The sequence below is a fragment of the Sphingobium sp. WR1 genome, assembly GCF_059693745.1.
The window spans coordinates 21,212-36,637 of sequence record NZ_JCATID010000007.1 but is presented as its reverse complement, the minus strand read 5'-3'; the positions used below and the strand labels follow the sequence as shown (position 1 = coordinate 36,637).

Here is a 15,426-nt window from a genome sequence, read left to right as displayed (position 1 = left end):
GTGTCGACCACCATCGAACGATATCTGGACACCTTCTGTAATCGGTCAAGAAGCCGTGACGGGTAAACGGGCCTCATGCTTCTGTACGCGGTCCTGGTTGGCCGCTGGCTGAGAGAGGCGAAGGGTGGGTCGGGTGCCGCAAGCTCGAAAGCGTGATCGATGATCACAATTCATCCAACGCGGTCATCCACCTCCACACGAAATATCTTCGTCGGCAGACTTTCCGTTCCAAATACTGTGCTTTCCTACCTCCCGTTGGAACTTGACCTTCCGTCTTGTGCAGAATGCCTCAATCGGTGCGCGCAGGCACCGGGTAGATAATGAAATCATTGTGAACCTGCGGTTGGCCGGGCCTGTCGAGCTTCGCCTTCAGCCCGGCACGCAGTTCGCCGATGCTCCGTGCCGACAGTTCCAGCCGATGCTCGTCCGGGTGGGTCGGCGCTTCCTGCGGATAGTCGCGGCCGGGCGCGCGCGTCATCTCTATATGCGCGCCCAGCACCGCGCGAACAGGGTGGCGCCGGGCGAAAGCGGCCAGCCGATCGACGCTGGCACGGTTGTCCTGCAGAAAATTGACAGGCACATACAGGCGACCAGGATAAAGCGTGTCACCCGACAGCAGGATCTTCAACCGGGAATCATAGACCATGATCGCGGCCGCCTGGTGTCCCGGCGTCGGAATGATGTTCAGCATACGGCCGCCAAGGTCGAACCGGCCGATCTCGTCGGGCCATTTGCGGATGCCGAAGAAACCGGCGACGTCCGCTGGCTTCAGGCCGATGACCAGCGTGTCGGGCCTGGCGCGAAACGCGTCGTCGCTCGCGATATGGTCGCCATGGCTATGGCTGTGCGCAACCACCAGCGGAATCGCGCTGCGTCCGTGCGCGGCAAGCCATTGGTCGATCAGCCGGTCGACCGTCGGCCTGATCCGCCCGCCCTCGGCACCCGTGTCGATCAGCAGCGCCTTGTCGCGCCCGAAGATCAGGTAGAGGAACGGCGCCTCGAAATTGGTCCTGACCGATTGCCGGATGACGAAGGTGTCGGCGTCGAGCGGCTGGACCTGCGTGGCCGGCTCCTCACCCGTGCCATCGATCCACCTTTCGGGGAAAAGCCTGGGTGCGGGAACAGCCTGCGCGCCACTCGTCAAAATTAGCGCCGTACCCAAGGCGACCAGCCATTTCCGCCTGAAACCATGCGCAGCGATTGCCATTGCCGTCCCTCATTCTCCTGCGAAGGTCGCCGGACCGGAGCACCACATGATGAAGGCGCTCCGGCCCTTGTCTGACGTCAATATTTGTAGCGCAGCTCAAGACCGAAGGTGCGTGGGTTCAGCACCGACTGTTTGTAATAGCGCAGCGCCACGCCGTCATTAAGTCCGACGCGCGAACGATCATTGGCGACCGAAACCACCGCATATTTGTCGAAGATATTGTTCGCGAACAGCCCGACGCTGTATGTGTCCGTCTCATAGGTCAGCGAAGTGCGGTGCAGCACATAGCTGGGCAGCTTGTCGCCATAGGCGCGATCCCACCCGAGCCGCGTCACGACGCTGCCACGATAGGTGGCGGTCCAGTCGGCGACGATATTCCCGTCCTGAAAAGGATAGCTATATGTCACGCCCAGGCTGCCGCTATTCTTCGCCGACCCGGGCAGACGATCGCCCGACAGCGCGTCCAGCTTGACGGGCACGCTGGGGTAGCTTCCCGCCGGGTCGTTGACGGCGATGATGCCGGGGACGTCCTGCGTCAGCTTGGCGTCGACATAGGAATAGGTGCCCTGGATCGACAGTCCGTCGAAGGGCCTGGCCTGGAAGGATGTTTCGAAGCCTTCCGACTTAGCCTTGCCGCCGTTCACCGTGATGCCGACGATGCCGTTCAGCGTCGCGGAATCGGACTGGATGCCGTCCCATTTGATCTGGAAGACGTTGAAGTTGAAGGTCAGCTTGCGATCGAACAACTGGGTGCGGATGCCGATTTCGGCATTCTTGGTCGTGTCGGGACCATATTGGACTTCGTTCGGCAGGCCGCAGGGCAGCTGAGTATTGTTGATATTGTCGCCATCCGGGTCGTTAGGCAGCGGGTTGGGGCAGGGCGCCACGCTGTTGGGACCGCCGATGCGATAACCCTTGCTATAGGTGGCGTAGAGCATCAGGTCCGGGGTGAAATTATAGGAACTGTTGAACTTCCACACCCAGCCGCTCTTCTTCGCGGTGCCGCCGGCCGCCGGCAGATCATAGGGGCTGACCGGATCGCCGATGAGCGGAACGACGAGCGCGCCGGCGATCCTCGACTTATATCCAAAATAGCGCGCACCGGCCGTAACCTGCCATTCGGGCGTCACCCGGAACGTGCCTTCGCCGAAGATTGCCTTCTCGGTGACTTTGGACCGGGTGTAAGAGGCATATTCGACTTCATCGGGATTGGGCTGGGTGCCGAATTCGACCCACGGATGGTTGGGCACATGCTCGATATAGTCGCGATGGCGCTTCTGCTCGTTGTAGAAGCCGCCGATCACCCAGCTGAACGAGCCGCCATGACGTGACACGAAGCGCACTTCCTGGTTGAACTGCTTGCGGCGATCGTTCGATTCGTTCCAGCTCGAAAAGGCCGGAAATTCCTCATAGCCATAGTCGAGGTCGAGCAGCAGGTCGGTATTGTCGGTCTGGTTGCGGCTCTTGACGTCGGTATAGGCGGTCGTCGCAACCAGATCCGCGATGTCGGCCAGGTTGGCATTGACTTCCATGCTGCCCAGATGGGCGCGGCGGTTCACCGGTTCGACATAGCGGCCCGCGCTTTCATATTTTCCCGTTCCCAGTACCCGGTTGCTGTTATACTGGCCGCCCTCGGTCTTCGTCCGTTGAAATGCGTAGGTGAAATTGACCTTAAGGTCTTCGCTGAACTGGACCAGCAACTGATTGCGGGTCGTGATCGTCTTTTCGAAATTCAAATCCTTGCGTTCGGTAAGGTTCGCCGCATAGTCCGATGGCGTCACGCCGTCAGGACCGCTCGGCTGCGGCAGCGAGACGCCAGGCGTCTGGAGCAGCAGCGGATAGTCGATGAAGCCGGGATCATAATAATAGCCCGTGGCCGATCGGAAGGCGACATGGTCCCTGACGATCGGAATGTTGATGACGCCGTCAATCTGATAGCCCGCTTTCTCGCTATGGGTCTTGCCATAGAGGCGGCTGTGCACTTCGCCGCCAAATGCGTTGGTGTCGGGCCGATTGGGGATGTTGCGGATGGCGCCGGCCATCGTGCCGAGGCCATAGAGCGTTCCCTGCGGCCCGAGCAGCGTTTCCACGCGCGCAATGTCGAGCAGCTTGAAGTCGTAATAAAGCGGGACCTCGCCCAGATACATGCCGAGCGCATCGTCATAGGACGCGCCCGACGTATCCGCGTCGGACGCATTGAGACCGCGCAGCACGATCGTCCCGGTCGAGCCGGGCCCCGTGTCGGAAATGGTCAGGCCGGGGGTGAAGTCAGCAATGTCGCGCACATCGTCGATCCGTTGGCGGGCCAGTTGTTCCTGGCCCAATGCGCTGATGTTGATCGGCACATCCTGAATGGATGTCGCGCGACGGGTCGCCGTGACCACGATTTCAGTACCGCCACCGGCATCGTCGCCCGCCGCGGCCTGCGCCCAGGCCGAATGGGTTCCTGCGCCCATAAGAATGGTCGCGCCAAGCAATGTATTGCGAAACAATTTCATAGCCACTTTGACCCCTTTTTGCTGAGCCTTTAAGTGACATCCTTCCCCTTGACGCTCTGGCTGAGCCGGCGCCTTGACGGCCGTTCCAAGCCGTTTTGATCTGATCGTCCCTGACCGTGGCGAATGCCCAGATAGTCATTGCTGCGGCTGAAACCCGTGCATTGCGGGATGCCTGTTCCGCTGATCGCGTAATCGATCCATGACGCTGCATCGTCAGTCCCGCCAGCCGATGGCGGCCGACCTGAAAGACCAACAATGCAGACCTCCTGTCGATCCACGATCCCTCACTCGCGACCGATGCCCTCGGCCTTTTGCCCGTCCCCGCTTCAGAAGGCGGCGAACGATACGGTATGGATATTACGGAATGCGTCAAGCGTAATAATTTTGCACTTGCTCAGTATTAAGGTCGATCATGTTGCGCCGCATAAATAGCGACTTGCAGGCGATCATGATGCCTGCCGCCTCCTAATCAGGTCATATTCCGCGGACGGCAGCCGAACATTTGCCGGCGGCGATATCGGATGGAGGGCGAATCATAGAATCATCTTTTGCGCCACGTCATATGACGCTCATACGGCTGGCTTTACCTAAGATTCGTTTAGTTGAAGGAAACACCAACGATCTAGAACGCGAAACCCGCTATCGGTAATTGTTATTATCTTTTTCCAAAAATGTAATATTTGCGATGGACACGGGCTGCATCTGCGGTGATGCTGCAATGCGAAAGGGGATCGAATCATGATCGGGTTGATGGGCAGGTCCAGCAAGTTCGCACTGATCGCCGGCGCACTATTTCTCGCCTCATGCGCGCCCTCGTCGCAAACACCTTCGACGTCCCGGACAGAGTTCAACATCGGCTGGTCGATCTATGCCGGCTGGGTGCCCTGGCCCTACGCCCAGCAAGCGGGCATCGTGAAGAAGTGGGCCGACAAATATGGGATCAAGATCAATATTGTTCAGGTCAACGACTATGTCGAGTCGGTGAATCAATATACAGCGGGCAAGTTTGACGGCGTGACGGTGACCAACATGGACGCGCTCACAATTCCCGCAGCCGGGGGCAAGGATAGCAGCGCGATCATCGTGGGCGACTATTCGAACGGCAATGACGGTGTCCTGCTCAAGGGCGCCGACAATTTCGCTGCGATCAAGGGGCGACAGGTCTATCTGGTGGAACTGTCTGTGTCGCATTATCTGCTCGCACGCGCGCTGGAAAAAGCCGGCATGAAGCCGACCGACATCAGGACGGTGAACACGTCCGACGCCGATATCGTCGGTGCCTTCGGCAGCCCGGACGCAACCGCCGCCGTCGCCTGGAACCCGCAGCTCACCGTCATGAAGGGACAGGCGGGTGCGAAGGAAGTCTTCAGCTCAGCCCAGATCCCCGGAGAAATCCTCGACCTGATGGTCGTCGACACCGCGACGCTCAAGGCCAACCCGAACCTGGGCAAGGCGCTGACAGGCATCTGGTACGAAACGATGGCCCTGCTCCAGCGACAGGACGCCAAGGGCAAGGAAGCGCGCGCCGCCATGGCGAAGCTGGCCGGTGCCAGCCCGGAGGTCTTCGACAGTCAGCTCAAGACTACCCATCTTTATGCGGACCCGAAGGCGGCCGTGACGGCAACCTCTGCGCCGGCTTTGATCCAGACGATGACCAATGTCCGCAATTTCAGCTTTTCCCACGGGCTGTTCAAGGGCGCGACATCGGCCGACGCGGTCGGCATGAGCTTCCCCGGCGGCAAGACGCTCGGCGACCCGCAGCATGTGACGCTGCGGTTCGATGAGAGTTTCATGAAGTTGGCGGCAACCGGCAAATTGTGATCGGCTCTAGCGAGGGTGGTTTGACGATATGCGTTGGGTGAACCGAAATGTTCGCCGGGGCGACGGCATCCTTCTGGGTTCGCTGCCGATCCTGCTCCTGGTGCTGCTATATCTCTTCCTCGCGGCGAATCGTCACGCCGCCAATCCGATGGACAAGATCCTGCCGCTGCCCAGCGGCATGGCGCAGGCGATGTCGGACCTGCTGTTTCAGCCGGACCAACTGACCGGGCAGCTTCTTTTCTGGGCGGACACGCTCGCCAGCCTGCAACGGTTGGGCATTGGCCTGGGTATCGCGACCGCGGCGGCGCTGCTCGTCGGTCTGGTGCTGGGCGTGCTGCCGCCGGTGCGCGCCACCTTCGGGCCGCTGGTGACGGGCATCGCGGTGATCCCGCCGATCGCGCTGCTGCCGATCCTGTTCATTGCGCTGGGGCTGGGCGAGACCGCCAAGGTCGCGCTGATCGTCATCGGCATCGCGCCGGTGATGGTCCGCGACATCACCGCCCATGTCGCCGCCCTCCCGCGCGAGCAGATCATAAAGGCGCAGACGCTGGGCGCCAGTTCGTGGCAGATCATGATCCGGGTGGCGCTACCGCAGGCGATGCCACGCCTGTTCCATGCGGTGCGCCTGGCGCTCGGCCCGGCATGGGTGTTCCTCATCTCGGCCGAAGCGATCGCCTCCGACGTGGGCCTTGGCTACCGTATCTTCCTCGTCCGGCGCTACCTTTCGATGGACGTTATCATCCCCTATGTCATCTGGATCGCATTGCTGGCGATCCTCATGGACGGGGCGCTCACTCTTCTTGGCCGCCGCATCTTCCCCTGGGCGCATGGAGCGAGCCATTGAACCCGCTCCTCAGCCTCCGCAACGTCTGGGTCGAATATGGCGACAAGATCGTCCTCGAGAAGGTCAGCATCGACATCGAGTCCGGCTCCTTCGTCTCGATCGTCGGCCCGTCGGGAGCAGGGAAGAGCAGTTTGCTCCGCATCATCCTCGGCCAGGAAATGCCGACGCGGGGAAGCATTTTCCTCGACGGGACGCCGCTGACGCCCGAATGTGGACCCGACCGGGGCGTAGTGTTCCAGCGCTACTCGGTATTTCCGCATCTGTCCGTCTTGCGGAACACCATGTTCGGCCTCGAATGTGAGAAAGCGCCTTTCCTGGCGCGGCTGTTCGGCAAGGCGCGCGGCACGGCGGAGGCCGAGGCGGCCTACATGCTCGAAGCTGTTGGCCTCAGCGATTCCATGCACCTTTTCCCGGCGCAGATGTCAGGCGGTATGCAGCAGCGGCTCGCCATCGCCCAGGCGCTGGTCAAGCGCCCGCGCATCCTGCTGCTTGACGAGCCATTCGGGGCGCTCGATCCCGGCATCCGCGCGGACATGCACGCGCTGATCTCCCGGCTGTGGCGCGACTATGCCCTGACGATCATCATGGTGACCCACGACATACGCGAGGCTTTCTCGCTCGGAACCAGAGTATTGTCGATCGACAAGCGCCGTCAGGATCCGCACGCGCCGCATCGCTTCGGCGCGACGGCGGTCTACGACCTCGCCCTGCGCAAGAAGGAGCCTGATCCACCGCCCGAAAACGCTGATCCCGCCCCATTGCAGACAGTCTCCAGCGACTGAAAGAGATCTATAGATGAGCAACGAAACCCCGGGCCTCGCACGGCTCAGCATGAGCCTTCCAGCGGATCTGTTCAGGCAGCTGGACATGATGGTGGAAGAACGCGGCCTGCCGTCGCGGTCCCAGCTGATTGCCGAGCTGATCCGTCATTCCCTCGCCGAGCATGAGGCCTATACCCGTCCGGATGAGATGCTCGCGGGCACGATCACGCTCGTCTACCGGGGCGACCGTGGCCGGGTGCGGCATCAGCTCGCCCAGACCCAGGCCGAATATCTGAAGGAGGTCATATCCTCCCAGCATGTCTTCCTGGAGGATGATCAGTCCCTTGAGGTTCTGCTGGTGCAAGGCCCTGCCGTGCTGTTGAAGGAATTGTGCGATGCGCTCCGCCGGGTGCGCGGGGTGCACCAGCTTCAGCTGGTGACGACGACCGCGCTGCTGCCGCCACTCTACGAACAGGAAGCAGGAGAAGTCGCATGACCGAACCCCTCGCCAATCCGCTCGCCGCGCGCGATCATGCGCGCAGCATGGCGGGCACTCTGGTCGAAGCCATGCCGATGCTGCCGCCGGTCGCAAACGACCTGCCGGCTGGCGTGGCGGTGGATGAGCTGCTGTGGGAAGAGACGATCGCGGCGGGCGGCTATGCAACGCGGCGGCTCGCGCGAGGCACGCGCCTGCGGTTGATCGACCTCAAGGGCGACGCCTGCGCCTCGATGCTGCTGTTCAACGCCGAGATGCCGAGCGAGCGACTCAATGTCGCCGACACCGTCAAGGTGCAGTGGAACGCCTATCTGGGCGCCGGCAAGCTGCTGTTGTCCGACATGGGCCGCGTGCTGGCCAGCATCGTCGAGGATGACGCCGGCACGCACGACACCTTCTGCGGAACATCGAACGCCGCGACCAACGCCGCGAAATATGGCGATGGCGGCAATAGCGGCCCCCATCCTAACGGGCGTGACCGCTTCCTGCTAGGCGCCGCCAAACATGGCCTTGGCCGGCGCGACGTCCATCCCTGCGTCAACCTGTTCAAGGGCGCGACCATCGCCGCCGACGGCACCATCATCCCGCAGGTCGGCCCCTTCGCAGCCGGGCGGCGCGTGATGCTGCGCATGGAGATGGACCTCATCGTCGTCATCGCGAACTGCCCGCATGTGCTGGATCCGCGCGCGGACTGGACCATCACCCGGCTGCGCGCGACCGCCTGGCGCGGACCCGTCACGCCCGAGACCGACCCCATCCGCAATGCGACGCCGGAGGGCCTGCGCGCCTTCCAGAATGTCGAAGACTATTTCCGCCGCTGAGAAGGAAACAACGCAGCATGAGTGACGACCCTCATTTGTCCGGCCTTTCCGGCATGATCGTGCACGATGTCATCGTACCGGCCCGCGCGCCGTGGCTGCACCATATCGCTGCCGGCCAGACGCTGCGCATCGTCGACCTGGAGGGCAACCAGGCAGTCGATTTCCTGCTCTATTCGGCGCAGGACGATGCCGAGCGGTACAGCGCGCAGGATACGGTCGCGGCACAGGGCAATCTGTTCCTGCGTCAGGGAACCGTGCTGCGGTCGAATGAAGGCCAGCCGATGATGACTATAACCGCCACCTCGGTCGACTATCATGACACGATCGGCGGCGCCTGCTCCTGCGAGTCCAACACGCTGCGCTACGGCCATCATACCAAGGCGGAACATGCCTGCGTCGAGAATTTCCTGGAAGCCAACCTGCGGGAGGGTCGCGGCAAGCGCGACATCGTCTCCAACATCAACTTCTTCATGAACGTGCCTGTCGAGGAAGACGGCGCGCTCGGGATCGTCGACGGCATCTCTGCTCCGGGTCTTACCGTCGATCTGCGCGCCGAAATGGACGTGATCGTCGTCGTCTCCAACTGCCCGCAGATCAACAATCCCTGCAACGGCTTCAACCCCACGCCTGTCCGGATGATCGTTTCCGCATGAGCTTCGACACCGTTCTCATCGCCAATCGCGGCGCGATCGCCACGCGCATCATCCGCACGCTGCGGCGGATGGGCCTGCGCTCGGTCGCGGTCTATTCGGAAGCCGATGAAGGCTCGCTCCATGTGTCAGAGGCGGACGAGGCCGTCTGCATCGGCCCGGCGCGCGCGTCGGACAGCTATCTGAACATCGCCGCCATATTGGAAGCCGCGCGCGCGACCGGCGCGAGCGCGATTCATCCGGGCTATGGCTTCCTCGCGGAAAATGTCGACTTTGCCGACGCCTGCGTGCAGGCCGGGATCGTCTTCATCGGCCCGTCGTCCGACAATATCCGCACCTTCGGCCTCAAGCACAGCGCCCGCGCGTTGGCCGCCGCTCACGACGTCCCGCTCGCCCCCGGCACGGACCTGCTGACCGACGAGGCGGAAGCCGTTGCGGCCGCGAACGACATCGGCTTCCCGGTCATCCTGAAGGCGACGGCGGGTGGCGGTGGCATCGGTATGCGCGTCTGCGAGGACGAGGCCGCCGTCCGCGAAGGTTTCGCCGCCGTGGCGCGTCAGGGGCAGAGCAATTTCGGCGATGCCGGCATTTTCCTCGAACGCTATATACGCCGCGCGCGCCATATCGAGGTGCAGATTTTCGGCGACGGCCGGGGCCGGATCGTGGCGTTGGGCGAGCGCGACTGTTCGCTCCAGCGCCGCAACCAGAAGGTGGTCGAAGAAGCGCCCGCCCCCTTGTTGCCGCAGGCCGTGCGCGAGGAACTCGTCGCCGCCGCCATCCGGCTGGGTCAAGCGGCGCGCTACCGTTCAGCCGGGACGGTCGAATTTCTCTACGATGCCGAGCGCGAGGAGTTCTTCTTCCTCGAAATGAACACTCGCCTTCAGGTCGAACATGGCGTCACCGAAGAAGTGATGGGCATCGACCTGGTCGAATGGATGATCCGGGGCGGCGCCGGCGACTTCGGCTTCCTCGATGCCGAACCGCCGCGGTCGAGCGGCCATTCCGTGCAGGTGCGCCTCTATGCCGAGGACCCGGCGCTCGACTATCGCCCCACCTCCGGCACATTGACCGCCGTCGATTTTCCCGACGATATTCGCGCTGAAACCTGGGTCATGGCAGGTTCCACCATCTCCACCTGGTATGATCCGATGCTGGCGAAGCTGATCGTACATGCCCCGACGCGCGCCAAGGCAGTCGCGGCGATGCAGGCGGCGCTCGACAACAGCCGGGTGGATGGGGTCGAAACCAATCTGCGCTGGCTGCGCGACGTGGTCCGGTCGGACGCCTTCGTCAGCGGCGAAGTCTCCACCCGTGCCCTGAACGGCATCGCCTTCCACCCCCGCAGCGTGCGGGTAATCAGCGGCGGAACGGCGACCACCGTGCAGGACTGGCCCGGCCGGCAGAAATACTGGGCCGTGGGCGTCCCCCCCTCCGGCCCGATGGACGACCAGTCGTTCCGCCTCGGCAACCGGCTGCTCGGCAATCCAGAGGGGACAGCCGGTCTCGAAATGACCCTCACCGGCCCGACGCTGAACTTCACCTCGGCCACGCGCATCTGCCTGACCGGCGCCGACTTCGACGCGACGCTGGACGGGAGTCCGGCGCCCCGTGGGCAGGCGATCGATGTCGCGTCCGGGCAGACGCTCACCCTCGGCCGCGCTTCGGGCGGCGGTATGCGCGGCTATATCCTCTTTGCCGGCGGCCTCGACATCGCGCCCTATCTGGACAGCCGCAGCACGTTTGAACTGGGCCAGTTCGGAGGCCATGCGGCGCGCCGCCTGCTGGCGGGCGACACGCTGCATCTGGCGCAGGAAGCGACCGTCGCACCCCTGCCCTCGGTCGCCCTGCCCGACGTCTCGACCAAATGGACGCTGCGGGTGCTTTACGGCCCCCATGGCGCACCCGATTTCTTCACCGACGCGGATATCGACACGATCGTCGCGGCCGAATGGCAGGTCCATTATAACAGCAACCGCACCGGCGTCCGACTGGTCGGGCCCAAGCCCAAATGGGCGCGGGCGGACGGCGGGGAAGCGGGGCTGCACCCCTCCAACATCCATGACAATCCCTATGCGATCGGCGCTGTCGATTTCACCGGCGACATGCCGATCATCCTGGGGCCAGACGGCCCGTCGCTGGGCGGCTTTGTCTGCCCCTTCGTGGTGATCGCCGCCGACCGGTGGAAGATCGGCCAGCTTTCGCCCGGCGACAAGCTGCGCTTTGCGCCGGTCGATATCGCCGACGCGGCGACCGCCGATTCGCTGCAGCATCAATTCATCGCCACCGGTGCCGTTCTCGACCCCGGTCCGGCGCGGCCGGTGGCATCGCTATCGCCCATCCTTGCCACGATCGAGGCGGATGCGGGCCGTCCGCGCACCGTCTATCGCCAGCAGGGCGACCGCAACATCCTGGTCGAATATGGTCCGATCATCCTCGACATTGAACTGCGCATCCGCGTCCATGCGCTGATGTGCGAGCTGGAGCGGCTGGCGATGCCGGGCGTCATCGACATCGTGCCGGGCATCCGCTCGCTTCAGCTCCACTTCGATGGCGTCTTGCTCGATCAGCGCAGGGCGCTGGCGGCGCTGATGTCGGCCGAAGAGCGACTGGGCGACCTGCAGGATTTCACCATCCCCTCACGCATCGTCCACCTGCCGCTGAGCTGGCGCGATCCGGCGACGATCGAGACCATCCAGAAATATATGGGCGCCGTCCGCGACGATGCTCCCTGGTGCCCCGACAACATCGAGTTCATCCGCCGCGTCAACGGACTGCCAGACGCCGCGGCGGTGGAAAATCTGATCTTCGAGGCGAACTATCTCGTCATGGGATTGGGCGACGTTTATCTCGGCGCGCCGGTGGCCACCCCGGTCGATCCCCGGCATCGGCTCGTTACCACCAAATATAACCCGGCGCGCACCTGGACTCCGCCCAATGTCGTGGGCATCGGCGGCGCCTATATGTGCATCTACGGCATGGAGGGGCCGGGTGGCTATCAGCTGTTCGGCCGGACCATCCAGGTGTGGAACACCCACCACCAGACCGACGCCTTCATCGACGGCAAGCCCTGGCTGCTCCGCTTCTTCGACCAGATCCGCTTCTATCCGGTGAGCGCCGACGAACTGGTCGAATGGCGGCGCGATTTCCCCAGCGGGCGGCGATCGATCCGGATCGAGGAAACGGAATTCCGCCTTGCCGACTATCGCGCCTTCCTGGCCGACAATGCAGACGGCATCAGGGCGTTTGAGGCCCGCCGCCAGGCCGCCTTCGATGCCGAGCGCGCCGAATGGCGGCGCAATGGCGAATTCGACCGCGTCACCGACCCGGCCGAAACCGATGCGCCGGCGGCCGGCGTGATCGACGTGCCCGAAGGCGCCAGGCTGGTCGAAGTCCCCTTTGGCGGCAGCGTCTGGAAGCTGATGGTCGCCGCGGGCGACGCGGTCAAGGCGGGCGACACCATCGCGATCATCGAGGCTATGAAAATGGAGTCGGCAGTGCAAAGTCCAGAAACGGGCACGATTGCGGCAGTCTATGTGCAGGAACGCCAGTCCTTGCAGGCCGGCGCCCCGCTGCTGGCGCTGAGGGCGGACGCATGAGCGGGGCGGGCCGCCGCTGCGCGTCGGATATCGCGCAGGCCGTCAATGCCAGGCAGATGACGGCGCTCGCGGTCATGGAGGAAACGCTGGACCGCATCGCCGCCTATGACGCGATCCAGCCGCAAATCTGGATCAGCCGTTTCGCGCCCGACGATCTGCTGGCCACGGCCCGATCGATCGACGCGCGGATAGCCGCCGGAAAAACGCTGCCGCTCGCCGGCGTGCCCTTCGCGGCCAAGGACAATATCGATGTCGCGGGGCTGGACACCACGGCGGCCTGTCCCGCCTTCGCCTACCGCCCCGGCCAGTCGGCGACAGTGATCGAGCGCCTCACCGCCGCTGGCGCGATCTGCATCGGCAAGACCAATCTCGACCAGTTCGCCACCGGCCTCAACGGCACGCGCAGTCCCTATGGCGCGCCGCGCAACGCCTTCAACCGCGCCTATGTCAGCGGCGGCTCCAGCTCCGGTTCCTCGGTCGCGGTGGCGGCGGGACTGGTGCCCTTCGCGCTGGGAACCGACACGGCGGGCTCGGGCCGTGTTCCCGCGGCTTTCCAGCACCTCTTCGGCTTCAAGCCAAGCAAGGGACGCTGGAGCAACTGCGGCCTGGTGCCGGCCTGCCGGACGCTCGACTGCATCACCGCCTTCACGGAGACCACCGACGATGCGCGGCTGGTCGACAGCGTCGTCGCGGGCTTCGACGCCGCCGATCCCTATTCCCGGCCTCTGGTCGACCGGCCGCTGGCGCGGCGGACGATCGGCGTGCCGCGGCGGGACCAGCGCGTCTGGTTCGGCGATGGCGAATCGGAATTTCTCTATGACCGCGCGCTGGAGACGCTCGCCGGGCTGGCCGACATTGTCGAGATCGACCTCGCGCCGTTTCAGGAGGCGGCGCAGCTGCTCTATGGCGGCCCCTGGGTGGCCGAACGCACCGCCGCCATGGCCGCGATTCTGGCCGATGATCCCGACGCCATAGACCCGACGGTCCGCGAAGTGGTGGAGCCGGGCAAGGACATGAGCGCCGTCGAGCTGTTCAACGGCATCTATCGCATGGCGGAACTCAAGCGCCAGGCGGACCTGCTGTGGGACAGCATCGACATGCTCGCCTTTCCCACAACGGGCACAACCTACCGCGTCGCTGAGCTGCTGGCGGCGCCGGTCGCGCTCAACAGCGCGCTCGGCTTCTACACCAATTTCGTGAATCTGCTCGACATGGCCGCGCTCGCCGTGCCGGCGGGCATCCGCCACAACGCCACCGGCTTTGGCGTGACCCTGATCGGCCCGGCAGGCACGGATCGCGCCTTGCTCGATGCAGCCGACGCCTATCTGGCCGTTGCCGATCTCCCATCTTCTCCACCGCTCGATCTGGAGGGCAAAATGCAGACTGTGAAACTCGCCGTTGTCGGTGCTCATCTGAAGGACATGCCGCTGCACTGGCAGCTCACCTCGCGCGACGCGACCTTCGTCGGCGCTTTCGAAACCGCGCCCAACTACCGGCTCTACGCAATGGCGGATAGCGTTCCGCCCAAGCCCGCGCTGGTCCACAGCACGGATGGCGCGGCCATCGCGGTCGAGGTCTATGAGCTTGGCGTGGCGGAATTCGGCAGCTTCGTGGTCGAAGTGCCGGCGCCGCTGGCGATCGGCACCGTCACCCTCTCCGACGGCAGCAGCGTCAAGGGCTTCGTCGCCGAACCGCGCGCATTGACCGGCGCGGAGGACATCACCGCGCTGGGCGGCTGGCGCGCGTTCATCGCGCGCAAGAGCTGACCATGCGCATCCGGGTTTCGACCAGCGCATTGGCCATTGCATTGGCTGCCCTCCCCATCCCCGCATTGGCCGCGCAGCCACGCGAGCAGGTCATCGACGTGCCGGGCTTCGCCGACTTCCTGGCGGTCGATGGCAAGAGCGTCTGGGTCACCAATGCCGGGCGGGTGGAACGCTGGTCGCGCAAGGGCAGGCTAGCGCAGGTCGCCATGTCCAAGCCGTGCGGTGCAATGGCGATCCTGGACGGCTCGCTATGGGTGGCCGATTGCAAGGAAAATGCGCTCGTCCGCATCGATACGCGCAAGGCGGTGAAGATCGCAACGATCGCCACGGGCCTCGCCAGCACCGGCGAACTCAATGTGGTCGCCGGGGCCGGATCAATATGGGTGGCCAGCGATAATATGGCGGGCGCCGTCTCGCGCATCGACCCCGCCACCAATGCCGTGATCGCGACCATCAAGGTTGATCCGGGCACATGGTATCTCGCCTTCGGCCACGGCTATCTCTGGGCGGTCAGCAGCGAAGCCCGATCGATCCAGCGCATTGATCCCGCTACGAACGCGGTGACCAAGCGCACCGCGCTCGGCAAGCAGCCCGGCTTCCTTGCCGCCGGTGAAGGCGCCGTCTGGGTTCAGGAGCAGGGTGACGGCACCGTCGCCCGCATCGATCCGGCGAGCGGCGAGATCACCGGGCAAGTCAAGGTCGGCGCGGAGCTGAAATATGGCGACATCGACACCGGCGGCGGCAAGGTCTGGCTGCGAACGACCGAGGACCAGACCTTCGTCGTGATCGATCCCGCATCGCTGGCGATCAAGGCGCGGATGGGCAAGGCGGACGGCAGCGGCGCGCTTCGTTATACGGCCAAGGGCCTGTGGACCTCGGCTCATGACGTGCACACACTGACCTGGTGGCCGAAACCGGGAAAAATCGGCAAATAAGCTGCCGCTGGCGGCTTCGCCACGCCTGATC

11 protein-coding genes are annotated in these 15,426 nt (G+C 64.0%); 9 read left to right on the top strand and 2 right to left on the bottom strand.

From position 1 onward, the window contains the following. Window positions 1-289 precede the first annotated feature (289 nt). Both AC58EF_RS10785 and AC58EF_RS10780 read right to left on the bottom strand, forming a co-directional pair. Window positions 290-1,207, bottom strand: coding sequence for an MBL fold metallo-hydrolase (locus tag AC58EF_RS10785; RefSeq protein ID WP_497276177.1), 918 nt, complete (start codon window positions 1,205-1,207; stop codon window positions 290-292). Window positions 1,208-1,284: 77 nt separating this feature from the next. Next, window positions 1,285-3,705, bottom strand: coding sequence for a TonB-dependent receptor (locus tag AC58EF_RS10780; RefSeq protein WP_497276176.1), 2,421 nt, complete (start codon window positions 3,703-3,705; stop codon window positions 1,285-1,287). 738 nt (window positions 3,706-4,443) lie between these two features. On the opposite strand from AC58EF_RS10780, the gene AC58EF_RS10775 reads away from it, so the two are divergent. From AC58EF_RS10775 to AC58EF_RS10735, 9 genes are read left to right on the top strand one after another with little or no spacing between them, the layout of a single operon-like run. After that, a complete protein-coding gene (locus AC58EF_RS10775) occupies window positions 4,444-5,526 on the top strand; it encodes a putative urea ABC transporter substrate-binding protein (RefSeq protein ID WP_497276175.1) in 1,083 nt (360 codons plus the stop codon). 28 nt (window positions 5,527-5,554) lie between these two features. Next, window positions 5,555-6,370 (top strand): ABC transporter permease, encoded by an 816-nt coding sequence (locus tag AC58EF_RS10770; RefSeq protein ID WP_497276174.1) that lies wholly within the window; start codon window positions 5,555-5,557, stop codon window positions 6,368-6,370. Beyond that, window positions 6,367-7,152, top strand: a complete 786-nt coding sequence (locus AC58EF_RS10765; RefSeq protein ID WP_497276172.1) for an ABC transporter ATP-binding protein — start codon at window positions 6,367-6,369, stop codon at window positions 7,150-7,152. The genes AC58EF_RS10770 and AC58EF_RS10765 overlap by 4 nt, the downstream gene beginning before the upstream one ends. Window positions 7,153-7,165: 13 nt before the next feature. Next, the gene (locus AC58EF_RS10760; protein ID WP_497276171.1) at window positions 7,166-7,627 is read left to right on the top strand and encodes a CopG family ribbon-helix-helix protein; all 462 of its coding nucleotides are present in this window, start codon (window positions 7,166-7,168) and stop codon (window positions 7,625-7,627) included. Continuing rightward, window positions 7,624-8,448, top strand: a complete 825-nt coding sequence (locus AC58EF_RS10755; protein WP_497276170.1) for an urea amidolyase associated protein UAAP1 — start codon at window positions 7,624-7,626, stop codon at window positions 8,446-8,448. The genes AC58EF_RS10760 and AC58EF_RS10755 overlap by 4 nt, the downstream gene beginning before the upstream one ends. A gap of 17 nt (window positions 8,449-8,465) precedes the next feature. Then, entirely contained in the window at window positions 8,466-9,101 is a 636-nt protein-coding gene (locus AC58EF_RS10750; protein WP_497276168.1) for an urea amidolyase associated protein UAAP2, read from the top strand. Further along, window positions 9,098-12,694 (top strand): urea carboxylase, encoded by a 3,597-nt coding sequence (uca, locus tag AC58EF_RS10745; RefSeq protein WP_497276166.1) that lies wholly within the window; start codon window positions 9,098-9,100, stop codon window positions 12,692-12,694. Before AC58EF_RS10750 ends, uca begins: the two co-directional genes overlap by 4 nt. Further along, window positions 12,691-14,460: an allophanate hydrolase gene (gene atzF, locus AC58EF_RS10740; RefSeq protein ID WP_497276164.1), complete on the top strand. Its 1,770-nt coding sequence runs from the start codon at window positions 12,691-12,693 to the stop codon at window positions 14,458-14,460. Before uca ends, atzF begins: the two co-directional genes overlap by 4 nt. 2 nt (window positions 14,461-14,462) lie before the next feature. Then, window positions 14,463-15,395, top strand: a complete 933-nt coding sequence (locus AC58EF_RS10735; protein WP_497276163.1) for a Vgb family protein — start codon at window positions 14,463-14,465, stop codon at window positions 15,393-15,395. The last annotated feature ends 31 nt before the right edge of the window (window positions 15,396-15,426 follow it).